The organism is Rhodococcoides fascians A44A, from assembly GCF_000760735.1.
GTDB classification, from domain to species: domain Bacteria; phylum Actinomycetota; class Actinomycetes; order Mycobacteriales; family Mycobacteriaceae; genus Rhodococcoides; species Rhodococcoides fascians_E.
On the sequence record NZ_JMEX01000004.1, the window covers coordinates 348,677 to 363,360 of the forward strand.

The 14,684-nt window shown below is 66.2% G+C and carries 15 protein-coding genes; 1 reads left to right on the plus strand and 14 read right to left on the minus strand.

Annotated features, from left to right (window positions below; genetic code table 11):
* Window positions 1-23 precede the first annotated feature (23 nt).
* The 3 genes from BH95_RS02650 to BH95_RS02660 are packed head-to-tail and all read right to left on the minus strand — an operon-like array spanning window position 24 to window position 3,370.
* Window positions 24-854 carry a transglutaminase family protein gene (locus BH95_RS02650; protein WP_019664687.1) on the minus strand — a complete coding sequence of 277 codons (831 nt, stop codon included), beginning with the start codon at window positions 852-854 and terminating at the stop codon, window positions 24-26.
* A gap of 8 nt (window positions 855-862) precedes the next feature.
* Window positions 863-1,837: an alpha-E domain-containing protein gene (locus tag BH95_RS02655; protein WP_019664688.1), complete on the minus strand. Its 975-nt coding sequence runs from the start codon at window positions 1,835-1,837 to the stop codon at window positions 863-865.
* On the minus strand, window positions 1,838-3,370 hold the full coding sequence (locus BH95_RS02660) for a circularly permuted type 2 ATP-grasp protein (RefSeq protein WP_244164810.1): 1,533 nt from the start codon (window positions 3,368-3,370) through the stop codon (window positions 1,838-1,840).
* Window positions 3,371-3,736: 366 nt separating this feature from the next.
* Here BH95_RS02660 and rpsT point away from each other — a divergent pair, with 366 nt between their 5' ends.
* Complete coding sequence (gene rpsT / locus BH95_RS02665; RefSeq protein ID WP_019664690.1) at window positions 3,737-3,997, plus strand: 30S ribosomal protein S20; 261 nt, start codon at window positions 3,737-3,739, stop codon at window positions 3,995-3,997.
* A 62-nt stretch (window positions 3,998-4,059) separates the two neighbouring features.
* On the opposite strand, the gene holA is transcribed toward rpsT, so the two are convergent.
* From holA to BH95_RS02720, 11 genes are all read right to left on the minus strand, one after another.
* Complete coding sequence (holA, locus tag BH95_RS02670) at window positions 4,060-5,034, minus strand: DNA polymerase III subunit delta (protein ID WP_026347724.1); 975 nt, start codon at window positions 5,032-5,034, stop codon at window positions 4,060-4,062.
* Window positions 5,035-5,100: 66 nt separating this feature from the next.
* Window positions 5,101-6,639 (minus strand): ComEC/Rec2 family competence protein, encoded by a 1,539-nt coding sequence (locus BH95_RS02675; protein ID WP_037180894.1) that lies wholly within the window; start codon window positions 6,637-6,639, stop codon window positions 5,101-5,103.
* On the minus strand, window positions 6,636-7,520 hold the full coding sequence (locus tag BH95_RS02680; RefSeq protein WP_019664693.1) for a ComEA family DNA-binding protein: 885 nt from the start codon (window positions 7,518-7,520) through the stop codon (window positions 6,636-6,638). The genes BH95_RS02675 and BH95_RS02680 overlap by 4 nt, the downstream gene beginning before the upstream one ends.
* Window positions 7,521-7,640: 120 nt before the next feature.
* Window positions 7,641-8,483 carry a DegV family protein gene (locus BH95_RS02685; RefSeq protein WP_020111648.1) on the minus strand — a complete coding sequence of 281 codons (843 nt, stop codon included), beginning with the start codon at window positions 8,481-8,483 and terminating at the stop codon, window positions 7,641-7,643.
* Window positions 8,480-9,223: a diglucosylglycerate octanoyltransferase gene (gene octT, locus BH95_RS02690; RefSeq protein ID WP_019664695.1), complete on the minus strand. Its 744-nt coding sequence runs from the start codon at window positions 9,221-9,223 to the stop codon at window positions 8,480-8,482. Before octT ends, BH95_RS02685 begins: the two co-directional genes overlap by 4 nt.
* Window positions 9,210-9,875 carry a histidine phosphatase family protein gene (locus tag BH95_RS02695; RefSeq protein WP_033190450.1) on the minus strand — a complete coding sequence of 222 codons (666 nt, stop codon included), beginning with the start codon at window positions 9,873-9,875 and terminating at the stop codon, window positions 9,210-9,212. The genes octT and BH95_RS02695 overlap by 14 nt, the downstream gene beginning before the upstream one ends.
* Before the next feature lie 3 nt (window positions 9,876-9,878).
* Window positions 9,879-10,289 carry a ribosome silencing factor gene (gene rsfS, locus BH95_RS02700; protein ID WP_019664697.1) on the minus strand — a complete coding sequence of 137 codons (411 nt, stop codon included), beginning with the start codon at window positions 10,287-10,289 and terminating at the stop codon, window positions 9,879-9,881.
* Entirely contained in the window at window positions 10,290-11,018 is a 729-nt protein-coding gene (gene nadD / locus BH95_RS02705; RefSeq protein ID WP_254924953.1) for a nicotinate-nucleotide adenylyltransferase, read from the minus strand.
* 24 nt (window positions 11,019-11,042) lie between these two features.
* On the minus strand, window positions 11,043-12,458 hold the full coding sequence (locus tag BH95_RS02710; RefSeq protein ID WP_037180896.1) for a vWA domain-containing protein: 1,416 nt from the start codon (window positions 12,456-12,458) through the stop codon (window positions 11,043-11,045).
* A gap of 1 nt (window position 12,459) precedes the next feature.
* Window positions 12,460-13,347, minus strand: coding sequence for an AAA family ATPase (locus BH95_RS02715; protein ID WP_026347725.1), 888 nt, complete (start codon window positions 13,345-13,347; stop codon window positions 12,460-12,462).
* A gap of 50 nt (window positions 13,348-13,397) precedes the next feature.
* Entirely contained in the window at window positions 13,398-14,666 is a 1,269-nt protein-coding gene (locus tag BH95_RS02720) for a glutamate-5-semialdehyde dehydrogenase (protein ID WP_019664701.1), read from the minus strand.
* Window positions 14,667-14,684 lie beyond the last annotated feature (18 nt).

Consider the following 14,684-nt stretch of genomic DNA (forward strand, 5'->3'; position numbering starts at 1 on the left):
TTCCCACCCTGCCGAGCAGTACGTTACGCCAGCCTTGTGATCTCCACCACAACATCGAGGGCAGTGGATCCGCCCCCCGAGAAGATGCCCTTCAGTGGTGGCACGTCGGCGTAGTCACGACCGAGACCGACCGAGACGTGTTGCTCGTTGACGGCGATGGCATTGGTGGGGTCGTATCCCCACCAGGCACCGGTCCACGCTTCGATCCAGGCGTGAGACTGCCCTTCCACCGACGCACCGATGACGGCGTCCTTCTTGGGGTGCAGGTAGCCGGAGACGTAGCGGCTGGGAATCCCGAGGCTACGCAACAGGAGCAGCGTCAGGTGCGCGTAATCCTGGCAGACGCCTTTCTTCTCCGACCAGGCCTCGACCGCCGAGGTGTGTACGCCCGTGGTTCCCGGAACGTAGGACATCTCCTGGTTCACCCAGTTCGCGATCTCCACGACCGACTCCTGAGGCGGCAGCCCCTTGGAGAGCTTTTTCGCGATCGCCGCGAGCTGCCGATTCTTGGGAACGTAGACGGTGTTGTCGAGCACTTCGTTGAAGCGGTCGATCACGGGCTCGCTCGCGAGTTCCTCCCACGACGCGTTCTCCTCCGGCGCCAGGAACGGGTCGGTTTCGACGACGGACGACCCCGTCACTTCCAGTTCCGTGTGCGGTGCGTGCAGATCGAAGGCGGTCACCGCCGTACCCCAGTAGTCGGTGTACCGGTAACTTCTGGTCACCGGATTGGTCTCGACCCGATTCAGAATGACGTTCTGGCGGTTGTCACTTCGCGGTGTCAGGCGCGCCTCGTTGTAGGACGACGTCACCGGAGCGTCGTATTGATAGCCCGTGGTGTGGACAACGCGCATACGCCAGCTCACAGTTCACCTTCCAATTGATCCTCGTACGTTCCCGACCCCGCATCCGTCCACGCGACCCAGGGCGCCGCGTGGAAGTACTGCTTCGAAATGGCCTCGCCCAACTCTCGGCACGTCTCCTGCAACGCCAGCAACCTGTCCTGCAGATCGTCCAACAGCGCTCCGGGACGGAGGAATTCGAGCTCACTACGCGCGCGGCCCAGTAGACGCTGCGCTTCGGCGCGCGCACCGACGCGGCTGTTCGGCTGATGGTCGAGCTGATCCAACGAGCGTTCCGCTTCGCTCAGCGCATAGAACACCGAACGCGGGAAAAGCCGGTCCAACAACATGAATTCGAGGACTCGCTGCGCGTCGAGCGCGCCGCGGTACGTGCGGAGGTACGTGTCGTGCGCGCCGGCCGCACGGAGCACGGTCACCCACGCCGGCGACGACGGCCGATCACCGGCACGCGAGAGCAGCAGACGCACCACCATGTCGACGCGCTCCACCGACCGACCGAGGATGAGAAAGCGATATCCGTCGTCGTGGCTCAGCGTGGAATCGGCGAGCCCGGCGAACATCGCCGCTCGCTCCTCGATGTAACTGAAGAACTCGTGTGGTCCGGTGCGCTTCGACGCCCGGATGCGATCACCCAGTCCGTTGTAGGTGGTGTTGAGGCACTCCCACATCTCGGTGGACGTCACTTCCCGTGCGCCGCGGGCATTTTCGCGAGCACCCGACAGGGAGTCGACGATCGATCCGCGCCCTTCGCGGCTGAACGCGACCACCTCGGTCAACGACCATACGTCGAGCGAGACGTCGGGTTCGTGCTGAAACCCCAAAACGCGCAGTAGAACACGCGAGATGTGATCGGGGTCGACCGTCGCGTCCTCGAGCAGCTGATGGACCGTGACGTCCAGGATTCGGGCCGTGTCGTCCGCCCGCTCGACGTACCGCCCGATCCAGTAGAGCGACTCTGCGTTACGCGCGAGCATCTAGCGTCCACCACCGTTCGAAAGCTGTTGTTGCTGCTGTTGTTGTTGTTGCTGGTCCATCGTCAACTCCGGGCCCTGTTCGGCCCGAGGAGCCTCGGGCGGTTCGCTGACGATCTCCTCGCCGGCGAGTTCCTGCTCTTCCTGCGATGTTCGAGTTGCCAGAACCCAGGTGTCCTTGCTGCCGCCGCCCTGGCTGGAGTTGACCACGAGCGAGCCTTCGGGGAGAGCGACCCGCGTGAGTCCTCCCGGCAGCACCCAGACGTCGTCTCCGTCGTTGACCGCGAACGGCCGCAGATCGACGTGGCGAGGAACCAACCTTCCGCCGATCTTCGTCGGGACCGTGGACAACTGGACGACGGGTTGCGCGATCCAGCCGCGAGGATCCGCTCGGATCTTCTTGCTGATGGTCGACAGTTCCTTGGGCGACGCGTCGGGACCGAAGACGATTCCGTACCCGCCTGATCCTTCGACCGGTTTGATGACCAGTTCGTCCACCCGGTCCAGCACTTCCTCGCACTCGTCGTCGAGCCAGCACCGGAACGTGTCGACGTTTGCGAGAAGCGGCTTCTCGCCCAGGTAGTAGTCGATGATCGTCGGGACGTACGTGTACACCAGCTTGTCGTCGCCGACGCCGTTGCCGACGGCACTCGAGATGACGACGTTGCCTGCGCGGGCGGCGTTGACCAGTCCGGCGACGCCCAGGACCGAGTCCGGACGGAACTGCATCGGATCCAGGTAGTCGTCGTCGATGCGGCGGTAGATGACGTCGACCTGGCGCTCACCCTCCGTCGTACGCATGTAGACGACGTTGTCGCGGCAGAACAAGTCGCGGCCCTCGACCAGTTCGACACCCATGAGACGGGCGAGCAGCGAGTGCTCGAAGTACGCGGAGTTCGCGACACCCGGCGTGAGGACGACCACTGTCGGGTCGGCTTCGTTGAGCGCTGCGGAGGCGCGTAGCGCTCGGAGCAGATGCGAGGCGTAGTCACCGACGGCGCGCACGCGGTGCGTGGCGAAGAGATCGGGGAACACCCGCGCCATGGTGCGGCGATTCTCCATGACGTAGGACACACCGGAGGGCGACCTCAGGTTGTCCTCCAGTACGCGGAAGGTGCCCTGGGCGTCGCGAATCAAGTCGATACCGGCGACGTGAATGCGTACGCCGTTGGGCGGGACGATGCCCACTGCCTCACGGTGGAAGTGCTCACAGGAGGTGACCAGACGCTTCGGTACGACGCCGTCGCGCAGGATCTCCTGGTCTCCGTAGATGTCGGCCAGGAACATCTCCAGCGCCCGGACGCGCTGCTTGATGCCACGTTCGAGGCGCGACCACTCGCCTGCGGCGATGACGCGCGGAACCTGGTCGAGGGGGAAGGGGCGTTCCTGTCCCGAGAGGGAGAACGTGATGCCCTGGTCGACGAACGCGCGACCGAGTGCATCGGAGCGCGCGTCGAGGTCCGCTGAGCTCGACGGTTCGAGTGCGGTGTGAATGCCCTTGTAGGGAGTTCGGGTCTTGCCGTCCGGGTCGAACATCTCGTCGAAGGCCAAACCGTATTTTCCTACGTCGGAGTAGCCACCGAAGACGCCGTCCACTTCCGGTTTCTCGCGAGCTGCCGACTTGGATTTGCTTGGCTTGGCCTTGTCTTGGGCAGTGGCTGCAGATCGCGGGCTCATCTCGGCAATGTTGCTACAGAGGCAGGAGATAAGCGCGCCGGACGCGTTAATTTCTGGAAACGCACAACACTTAGGCTGTCAACACGGAGGCCGAATTGGGTTCTGCCGTCGGTGCTGGTATTCTCGATCTTCGGCGCTGGGCTTCACAGCTCGGCAGCAGACTTCGGGCATTCCAGCATGGACCGCCCTGACCGGAATACCGACGAAGACAGAAGGATTTTACGCGTGGCCAACATCAAGTCCCAGAAGAAGCGGATTCTCACCAACGAGCGCAACCGTCTGCGCAACCAGTCGGTGAAGTCCTCGCTGCGGACGATCATTCGCTCCTTCCGCGCCGCTGAGGCCGAGGGCGACAAGGACAAGGCTTCCGCCATCCTCGTCAGCGCAGGTCGCCAGCTGGACAAGGCAGCCAGCAAGGGTGTCATCCACAAGAACCAGGCAGCCAACAAAAAGTCGGCTCTGGCTCTGGCAGTCAACAAGCTCTGATTTTCTCGTCGAAAGAACCCGCTCGGTCTTCACCGAGCGGGTTTTTCGCGTTCGCGTGACTCTTACCGCGCACTGAGTGTGGCTACCTCCGACACTGCGCTCTCCACTGCGTAATCCGCGTCGGCGGCCTGGCCTTTCACGTCGGCGTTGAGCTTCGACACCACCTGGAGTGCATGCCCGATGGACGCACCGGTCCAGCCGCGTGCTTGTGCTTGCGCCTTCTTGATCTTCCACGGCGGCATCCCCAGTTCCCCTGCCATCTTGAACGGGTCACCTCGACCTGCCGACCCGACGAGTGCAATGGTTCGAACGGCATCGGCCAGCGCGTCGGCCAACAGAACATGGGGCACGCCGCGATGCATGGCCCACCTCAACGCCTCGAGGGCGCCGGGAACGTCTCCGCCGACGGCTTTCTCTGCGACGTCGAACCCGGATACCTCGGCCTTGCCCGAGTAGTAGCGGCGGACCGCGTCGACGTCGACCTTGCCCGCGGTGTCCGCGATGAGCTGCGAGCACGCGGCCGCGAGTTCACGAAGGTCGGAACCGACGGCCTCCACGACCGCGTCCACGACATCCTGGTTCACCCGTACCTGGGCCGTGCCGAACTCGCGCTTCACGAAATCCGACCTCTCCGAGGCCTTGGTCAGCTTTGCGCATTCGTGGACGACGGCACCGGACTTCTGCAGCGACCCGACCATCGCCTTGGCCCTGCCGCCGCCGGAGTGCATGATCACCAGGACGGCGCCTTCGGGCGGATCGGCCGCCGCATCCAGGACCAGCGCCACGGCATCCTTGCCTGCCTCGGCGGCTGCTTCGAGCACGACCACGCGGTCCTCGGCGAACAGCGACGGGCTGAGAAGTTCGGCAAGTTCCGGTCCACTTGCGTCACCTGCCCGCAGCTTGGTGACGGGAACATCGTCCCCCTCGGGGGCGGACTTCTTGACCGACGAGACGATCGACGCCACTGCCCGGTCCATGAGCAGTTCCTCGTCACCGAGAACGAGATGCAGAGGTTCCACCGGGCTGTTCGCATTCACACCGACGATCGTGCCATGTGGGTCCGACGCAGTTCACCTCCACCTGCCGCGACGGGGGTTCCCTCTTCACACCGACCAGACGATCCACAGGATCGACGCCGCAGCCCCCACTCCCCCGATCACCCACCGCACGAATCGAATCCTCAGAGAGCAGACGATTGCGGCCGTCGCGGCCACGACGATCGCCACACCCCCTGCGCCGCTGGAAGTTCCGATGCTCGCGCCAGGGACGGATCCCGCGCGTTCGGCAACCAGGACCAACCACGCCAGCGGCGCGTCGGTGAGTCTCAACACCAGGGACGCCGGTCCCGAGGCCCACGGCGCCAATGCGGCAGCGACGACGCCGACGACGGTGATCGGCGCCACGACGGGTGCGACGGCCATGTTCGCGGCGATTCCGACGACCGACAGGGTTCCGGACATGCCCGCGACGATCGGTGCGGTCACCGCATGTGCCGCCGACGCGACCGCGACGATCTCCGCGGCGCCGCGTCCCCAACCGTGGCGGCGCAGCCAATCCACCCACACCGGCGCCACCACGACCAGTCCTGCGGTTGCGGCCACCGACAGCGCGAATCCGACGTCGACCGCGAGTTGAGGGAGCCACACCAGCAATCCGAGGACGGCCGTACACAACGCGGGGACCGCTTGCCTACGTCGGCCGGTCACGAGGGCGAGCAAACCCACAGCGCCCATGACGGCTGCACGCAGCACGCTCGGCGACGGTCTCGCGACGACGACGAACGCGACGAGAACCACCGCGCAGATCAGCACCGTGGTCCTGGGACCGAGCGCCGCCGCACGGGTGAGCAACAGAACCGCACCGAGAAGAATCGCGAAGTTCGCACCCGACACCGCAGTCAGATGAGTCAGTCCGGCTGCGCGAAAGTCGGTTTCGACGTCCTCGGGCAGCGTGGAGACATCACCGACCACCAGCCCGGGAAGCACACCTGCGCGATCGGCAGGGAGAGCGTCCGCGGCGGCGGACGACAGCGAGGTCCGGACGGACGACGCCGCGCGGGCGACGGTTCCCGGCGGCTGGACGTGCAGGGGTGGTCCGTTCACACGGACGACCGCGAGTGTCAGGTTGCGCCTGGTCGGTTCCGCCAATCGACCTCTCACCAGCACCTGTTGGCCGGGCACCAGATGGGCCCATCCGTCCGAGGGCGCGAGCACCGTCAGCCGGCCACCCAATTCGATCGCTGTGCCCGCGAGGTCGATCCGTCGGAGCTCCACGGCGATCGTCACCATCGGCGGTCCGGGCGAACGTGACCGTCGGGGATCCTCCACGACGGACACTGCGGCGCTGATCCAGGCGCGGTCCTGTACCGCCGCGGTTACCGGACTGGACTCGAACACCGCGGCGTGTACGGCCGCTGCGCCTGCGTAGCAGCACGAGACGACGGACATCGCGATCAACCCGGACGCTGCCGCGCCGAGCCGCGCCCGGCAGCACAGCACAACGGCCACCACGACACCCGAGATCACCGCCATCACGGCGGCGAGAACCGACCCACCGAGAACGCCGACGAGGGTCGCACCCCATCCCGCTGCTGCCGCAGGCACCAGGCGCACGTCGTGTGCTCGGATCTGCGGTTCGGTCATACCGTCACCTGGGTTCGGAGCTTCTCGAGTCGCACCGGGCCGATACCGTCGACCTCCGCCAATTGCCCTACGTCGCCGAATTTTCCATTGACCTCCCGCCACGCGACGATGTTGGCCGCAGTGACCGGGCCCACGCCGTCGAGGGCGTCGAGCTCGGCAAGGGTCGCGGTGTTGAGGTTCACCAGTGCCGTGGAACCGGCAGCTGGATTCTCCGCAGAACCCGGCTGGGCGGCGGTGTCTGGGTCGTTCGAGGAACCGGGTCCGGGCGGCGCAGCCGAATCTCGTACGGTGCCACTGACTACCGGTCTACCTTCCGGAGGAAGAACGCCGACGACGATCTGGTCACCGTCGGCCACCTTGGCGGCGAGGTTGAGCGCCAACATGTCCGCACCGTCCAGGACTCCACCGGCCGCAGCGATCGCGTCCGCCACACGGGCACCGGGCGGCAAGTCGACCAACCCGGACGACACGACGAGCCCGACGACGCTGACCACGATGCGCGTCGGGGGCTCGGGCACCGATGGCTCCGTCGCACTCGGTGGTGTGACGGACGATTCCGTCACCGACTGCACGACGGGAAGGGCCGGTACCGGTGCGACTGCCGGCGAGTCCCGCAGCATCGCGTATCCGGCGACGAGCAGCACGATGAAACCGACACCGCACAGTCCGAGGAGACCGGCGCGCCCGGGATCCACGCGAGCTCCACGCCACCGCTCCGGAAGATACGCGGACAGAGCGGAGTCGCGACCGTCGTCGACACCGAACCCGTCCGGTCCCTCCCGTACCGCGATGTCGGAGTCGTCGGTGTGCTCGGGGTCGCCGGCGTTGCGATCGGCTCGAACGGCCTCCCGAGAGATGGGCCGTGCCCGCGGCGATGACATGGGAGGTGACGGTAGCGAGGCCGGCGACCCCATCGAGCCGCGAAACCCAGGTCGTGAATTGCCCTGTGGACAACCCAGCGCCTGTGGACAGGCCCACACCCCGAGGCGGTCCGACGACGGCTACTGCGCGACGACTACCCCGACCGCGCCGGGCCCGACGTGCGCTCCGAGAACAGCACCGAAGGGCACCACATCGATGTCGATCGGGTGCGCGATGCGCTCGCGCAGCATGGACACCACCGTGTCGGCACGGTCCGGGCAGAGCATGTGGTGCACCGTCATGGCGAGGTCGTCGTCCCCCGAGCCGGCGGCGCCCTCTGCCACCCTCGAGGCAGCGTCGACGAGCTTACCCAGCGCTTTCGTCGAGGTGCGTGCCTTCTCGCCTAATACCAGTTTTCCGTCGGTGAGGTGCAGCACCGGTTTCATCGCGAGTGCGGTACCGAGCAGTGCTGCGGCAGCACCGATTCTGCCGCCGCGACGAAGGTGGTCGAGACGATCGACGACGATGAAGCTGCTCGTTCTCGCCGACTTCGACGCTGCGGTGTCGTACACATCGTCGAGACCGTCACCGTTCGCGGCCGAGCGCGCTGCGGCGAGCACCACATAGCCGAGCCCCATGCCTGCGGAGGCCGAATCGACCACACGAACTCGATCGCCGACGGCCGCTGCAGCCTGACGCGCAGCCTCCCACGTGCTCGACAGTCCGCGCGAGATGTGCACGGCCACAACGCCGTCACCGCCACTGCGATCGAGGGCGTCCGCGTAGAGGTCGGTCAGCTCGGACGGCGACGCTCCGGCTGTCGTCACCGGGCCCTGCGCGGCGAAGTCCTCGGGGATTGTGTCGACGCCCTCCCGCAGGTCGACGCCGTCGACGAACACATGAAGCGGTGCCACCGCGATTGCCGAACCACCGCGTTCGGGGCCGATGCATGCCGACGAGTCGGTCACCACGACGACCGTCACGCCGGTGCGCTCCGATCGGGTGTGACCGTTCTCAGCACCGAAAGCATGGCGGCGGCGACCTGTACGTGGGCGTCCCAGCCCCAGTGAATCCCGTCCGGGTTCGCCTGTCCGGAGTCGATGTTCGCTCGTACAGCGGCGGCAAGATCCACGAGCGGGACACCGGTGCTCGAACTCCACTGCCGCAGAGCCTTTTCCGCCGCCGGACGCCCGGAGTGGACCCGGCCGTAGGCCTCGGAGCGGTGCACGGAAGGAAGCGTCCCGACGACCGGTAGATCCGGGCGGACGTAGGCCAGCGCGGCACGCGACTGTTCCAGATAGTCGACGCTGAGTTTGGGCGGCAGAGCGACCGGCCACCCGAGGTGCGCGAGTCGCGGCTGCGCCCACTGGTATCCGGTTCGAACGATCCTGCGAAGCGCGGGCGGGCGAATGTATCGAATCTGCTCACGGAACGCCGTCGGCATGGGCGACGGCAGCGAGTCCATTCCACCGACACCGAACACGACGGCGCCGGCCTTGGGGATCGCGGCCCACACCCGTGGATCCTGGGTCAGCGCCCACCACGCGTCCCGGCTCGTCCAGCCGATCCGAGCGACCAGCTCTACCGTCCAACCCAGCTCGGCGGCAACGATATTCGGCCAGATTCGAGGATCGTCGACGGGCAGTCCGCCTTCGGGCCCGTAGTAACTCAGCGAGTCCGCCAGCACCAACAGAACGGGGGCGGGAGCGTCAGAGGACGTCACTGGCCACCCGTGCCGACGCATTCCACACGTCGAGGCGCCAGCCGAGATTCTCGCCCTCTCCGTGGCTGCTCAACTGCACCCAACTCGTGTTGGACAGTCCGCCGAGGACCGGCCACCGGTCCACCGGCAGGTCCAGCAACGCCGCGGTCAGGGCGGCGATCTGACCGCCGTGAGCGACGAGGACGACGGGTGCGTTCGCCCCGTCGGCTCCCCACTCCGGTAGATCTGCGACGAGTTCCTGCACGACGGGCAAGCTGCGGCGCGCGACGTCGATGCGGCTTTCGCCTCCTGGAGGTGACATCGTCGCGTCGGCGCGCCATGCGGCCCGAGCCCCGGGCGCGACGGCGTCGACATCGAGGTGGGTCAGACCCTGCCATTCGCCGAGGTGCGTCTCCCGGAGTCGCTGATCGGTGTCGACGACCACGTCCGACGCGTCACCGAGCGCAACCGCGGTGTCGTAGGCGCGTCGCAGGTCGGAGGACACGATGCGGAGCGGTGAACGGGTCGCGAGTTCTGCGGCCGCGGTCTTGGCCTGGGATCGTCCGAGTTCGGTGAGGTCGGTGTCCAGCTGTCCCTGCATCCGGTCGCCTGCGTTGTACTCGGTCTGACCGTGGCGCAGCAGGATCAGCTGCCGTTTCGTCGGTTCGGTCACTGCTCAGGAATCCGAACCGTCGTCGCCTGCTGTCTCGGACGTCTCGGGACGCTCGCCGAGCCCGGGGACCTCGATGCTGGGGCAGTCCTTCCACAGTCGCTCGAGGGCGTAGAAGTTCCGCTCGTCGTTGTGCTGCACGTGCACGACGACGTCGACGTAGTCCAGCAGGGCCCAACGGCCTTCCCTGGTTCCTTCTTTGCGGACGGGCTTGAAGCCTTCTTCGCGGAGCTTGTCCTCGATGTTCTCGACGATCGCGTTGACCTGGCGCTCGTTGGGCGCCGAGGCGATGACGAAGCAGTCGGTGATGACCAACTGCTCCGAGACGTCGAGAACCACGACGTCGCTCGCCAGCTTGTCGTCGGCCGCGAGTGCCGCGATACGTGCGATCGAGGTGGCCTGGTCTGTAGCAGTCACTTAACTTGTCTCCCGTTGTGTGGAACTCGAGTGTGTCGAACCGGCTTGTGTCTTCTGGGGGGCAGGCTCCGACATGGTGACGGAGCCGTCGAGGCGCTGTTCGCCTCGTGGTCGGTAGAGGTTGCGCTTGGAGATGTACTGGACCACGCCGTCCGGAACCAGGTACCAGACCGGGCGATTCTCGCTGGCGCGTAGTCGGCATTCGGTGGAGCTGATCGCGAGGGCCGGGATCTCGATCAGCGTCAGGGCGTCCTTCGGCAGGTCTTGGAGATGATCCGCCAGGTGCTCGACACCCAGTTCGAAGCCCGGCCTCGATACTCCGACGAATTTGGCGAGCTCGAACAGTTCCTCCCAGTTCTGCCAGGTGAGGATGCTTTCCAGGGCGTCGGCGCCGGTGATGAAGTACAACTCGGCGCTGGGATGCTGCTCGCGCAGGTCACGAAGTGTGTCCACCGTGTAGGTGAGTTTCTCGCGGTCCACGTCGACGCGACTGACCGAGAACCGTGGATTCGACGCCGTCGCGATGACCGTCATGAGATAGCGATCCTCGGCCGGGCTGACGGCTTTGCCTTCCTTCTGCCACGGTGTACCCGTCGGGACGAAGATGACCTCGTCGAGGCCGAAGCTGTTGGCGACCTCGCTCGCTGCCACGAGGTGGCCGTGGTGGATGGGATCGAACGTTCCGCCCATCACTCCCAGCCTGCGAACTACGTCGGGTTGTCGGTGCACGATTGACGAGCTTACTTGCCGTGCTCAGACGGGAAGGAGTCGCGAGACGATGTCGCTCAGCTGCTGTGCCGATCGGCACTCGTACATTCCGATCACGTCGCTGTACACCTTCGCCGCGGAGTCGCCGGTCCCCCACTGACCCTTCGGTTCCGGATTGAGCCAGTACGCGTGTTTGGCCACCGCAACCGTTCGTGCCAGTGCGTCGAGCTTCGGATCCCGATAGTTCGTGCGGCCGTCGCCCAGGACGAGCACCGAGGTTCGAGAGGTGACGGTGTGCGCGTACTTGTCGTCGAACGTCTCGAACGCGTTGCCGTAGTCGGAGTGGCCGTCGTAGATGATCAGCTCGGATTCCCGCATGATCCGGGACATGGCAGCTCCCAGGTCGCTTCCGGTGTCGAAGAATCGAGTCACCTCGTCCGTCGAGTCGATGAACGCGAACACGCGTACCCGCGAGAACTGCTCCCGCAGCGCGTGGACGAGCAACAACGTGAAGTGGCTGAAGCCTGCAACGGAACCGGAGACGTCGCACAGCACCACGAGCTCGGGACGCGCTCGCCTGGGCTTGCGCTGCACGAGATCGATGGGTACGCCTCCGGTGGACATCGATTTTCTGAGCGTCCGACGGAGATCGATCGAGCCGCGCGTGCTGCGCTGCCGTCTCGCGGCGAGGCGGCTCGCCAGCAGCCGCGCAAGTGGCGCGACGCTCCGCTTCAGGGCGACCATCTCGGTGTCCGACGCTCGGAGGAAGTCGACTTCCTCGGCGAGCTTGGGAACGCCGTAGCTCGCGACGCGTTCCTTGCCGAGGCGCTCGGCGGCGCGGCGGCGAGTCTCCTTGTCCACCATCTTCTTCAGGTCGGCGATGCGCTGAGCGGCCGTCCGCTTCGCGACCTCGTCCTCGTACGATCCCGCGGACCGGTTCGACCCTGTCTCGGCGTTGCCGAGCAATCCTTCGAGTATCCGGCTGAGCAATGTGTCCGGAGCGACGTCCCGGAGAGCCTGGTACGCCGAGAACGACGGTCCGTTCGCCGATTTGTACTGGCCGAGCTCCTCGACCATCTGCGCAGCGAGCATCTCGGTCAGGCCGATCGCCTCCTCGCTGCCGTCGACGAGCAGGTCGGTGATGAGTTCGCGGAGTGCGATGAAATCGACGTCTCCGTCGGGTGTGCGCGGAAGGGCGGTGTCTATCCGGCCGGAGTCGCGTTGCCCGGTAGCAGCAGGGAACCACAGGTCGAACAACGCGTCGTAGGTGTCGCGGTGCGTGGGCCGCCGCAACAGCGCGCAGGCCAGCCCTTCACGGAGCGCTTCGCGATCGAGCAGATCCAGAACCGCGAGCACGTGCCCCGCGTCCACGGTCTCCGACGGTCCGACGGATATGCCGCGCTTCCGCAGCGCCTCGACGAAGTCGACGAGGTGGCCGGGAAGCCCGTGCGGTGCAAGCATGTCAGTTCAACCGGAGCTCGGCCGCGGCCTTGTCCTGATCGGACCGGTGCTTGAGCACGACCCCGAGCGTGGCACGGACCGCGTCGTCGTCGAGAGTGTCCATGCCGAGCGCGAGCAGGGTACGTCCCCAGTCGATCGTCTCCGCTACCGACGGCAACTTCTTGAGTTGCATCGCCCGCATGACGCGCACGACGCGCACCAGCTGCTCGGCGATGGCCTCGGGGAGCTCGGGTACACGGCTCGCGAGGATCTTGCGTTCGAGGTCGGCATCCGGAAAATCGAGATGCAGGAACAGGCAGCGCCGCTTCAGGGCCTCGGACAGCTCACGGGTGGCGTTGGAGGTGAGGACCGTGAACGGTCGCCGCACCGCCGTGATGGTGCCGAGTTCGGGGATGGTGACGGCGAAGTCACTGAGCACCTCGAGAAGCAGGCCCTCGATCTCGACGTCGGCCTTGTCCGTTTCGTCGATCAACAGCACCGTCGGATCCTCGCGGCGGATGGCCTGGAGAAGTGGGCGGGCCAGCAGGAATTCCTCGGAGAACACATCCAGCTTGGTCTCGTCCCAGCCGGCGGACCCGGTGGTGCTGGATTGGATGCGGAGGATCTGCTTGGCGTGGTTCCACTCGTACAGCGCACGGGCCTCGTCGACGCCTTCGTAGCACTGCAGACGCACCAGTTCTGCGCCCGCTGTCTGCGCGACGGCCCGCGCGAGCTCTGTCTTGCCCACGCCCGCCGGTCCCTCGATGAGAAGCGGCTTACCGAGCCGGTCCGCGAGAAACACCGACGTCGCCGTCGCCTTGTTCGCGAGGTATCCCGTCTCGGCGAGCTTGGTCACGACGTCGTCGACGCTCGCGAACAAAGGTGGTGTCGTCGGTAATGCTCGATCCACGGTCAATCCTCTCGGGTTCTGCTTCGGGACCTCGGTCACTCCGGGCACGATCAGACCGGTCGGGTGTGCCCCTCGCCCCAGACGATCCACTTGGTCGACGTGAGCTCCGGAAGACCCATCGGGCCTCGGGCGTGCAACTTCTGGGTGGAGATGCCGATTTCGGCGCCGAAGCCGAACTGCTCTCCATCGGTGAAGGCAGTCGACGCATTCACCATGACGGCAGCGGCGTCGACTCGCGTCGTGAACTCGCGTGCGGCACCGAGGTCTGCGGTGACGATGGCCTCCGTGTGTCCGGTGCCGTAGGTGTCGATGTGCGAGATCGCGGCGTCGATTCCGTCGACGACCTTCAACGCGACGTCGAGAGACAGGTACTCCTCGGACCAGTCCTTCTCCGTCGCGGGCACCAATCCGGGCAGGTCACCGTGCACGACGACACTGTGCGCCTGGAATGCCTGCAGCAGACGCGGAACCGCGACGTCCGCAATCGATTGGTCGACCAGAATGGTTTCCGCCGCATTGCACACGCTGACTCGTCGAGTCTTGGAGTTCAGGGCGATCTTCTCCGCGGTATCGAGGTCCGCGGCCGAGTGCACGTAGATGTGGCAGTTGCCGACACCGGTCTCGATCGTCGGCACCGTCGCATCACGAACGACTGCCGAGATCAGTCCGGCTCCGCCGCGCGGAATGACGACGTCGACGAGGCCGCGGGCCTGGATCAGGTGGGTGACCGTGGAGCGATCGGAGCTACGCAGAAGCTGCACGGCGTCGACGGGTAGTCCGCCGGCTGCGAGCGAGCCCCCGATAGCGTCGACGAGAGCGGCGTTGGATCGTGCCGCGGAGGAGGATCCCCGCAGCAGCGCGGCGTTACCGGACTTGAAGGCAAGACCGAAGGCGTCGACCGTCACGTTCGGCCGCGCTTCGTAGACCATTCCGACGACGCCCAGCGGAACGCGCTGTTGACGAATCTCCAGACCGTTCGGCAGCGTCGAGCCCCGAACGACCTCCCCGACCGGGTCCGGTAGGCCGGCGACCTGGCGCAGACCGGCGGCGATTCCGTCGATGCGAGCGTCGGTCAACCTGAGGCGATCGAGCAGACCCTCGTCGGTGCCGGCGGCACGTGCGGCCTCGACGTCCGCAGTGTTGGCTTCGATGACCTGTGGAGCTGCGGCGAGCACTGCGTCCGCCGCTGCATGGAGCGCAGCATCCTTCTCGGCGGTGGTGAGGAGGGCCAGGGTGCGGGAGGCGATCCTCGCTCGCTTGGCCGCGGCATGAACGAGTTCACGCTCGTCCACCTGTTCGTGGGTGGGTGCTGCAGTCATGCACTACACACTAACCGT

Coding starts and splice junctions, on each gene's coding strand:
- BH95_RS02650 (WP_019664687.1), bottom strand. CDS start 854: ATGCGCGTTGTCCACACCACGGGCTATCAATACGACGCTCCGGTGACG.
- BH95_RS02655 (WP_019664688.1), bottom strand. CDS start 1,837: ATGCTCGCGCGTAACGCAGAGTCGCTCTACTGGATCGGGCGGTACGTC.
- BH95_RS02660 (WP_244164810.1), bottom strand. CDS start 3,370: ATGTTCGACCCGGACGGCAAGACCCGAACTCCCTACAAGGGCATTCAC.
- BH95_RS02675 (WP_037180894.1), bottom strand. CDS start 6,639: ATGACCGAACCGCAGATCCGAGCACACGACGTGCGCCTGGTGCCTGCG.
- BH95_RS02680 (WP_019664693.1), bottom strand. CDS start 7,520: ATGTCATCGCCGCGGGCACGGCCCATCTCTCGGGAGGCCGTTCGAGCC.
- BH95_RS02710 (WP_037180896.1), bottom strand. CDS start 12,458: ATGCTTGCACCGCACGGGCTTCCCGGCCACCTCGTCGACTTCGTCGAG.
- BH95_RS02720 (WP_019664701.1), bottom strand. CDS start 14,666: ATGACTGCAGCACCCACCCACGAACAGGTGGACGAGCGTGAACTCGTT.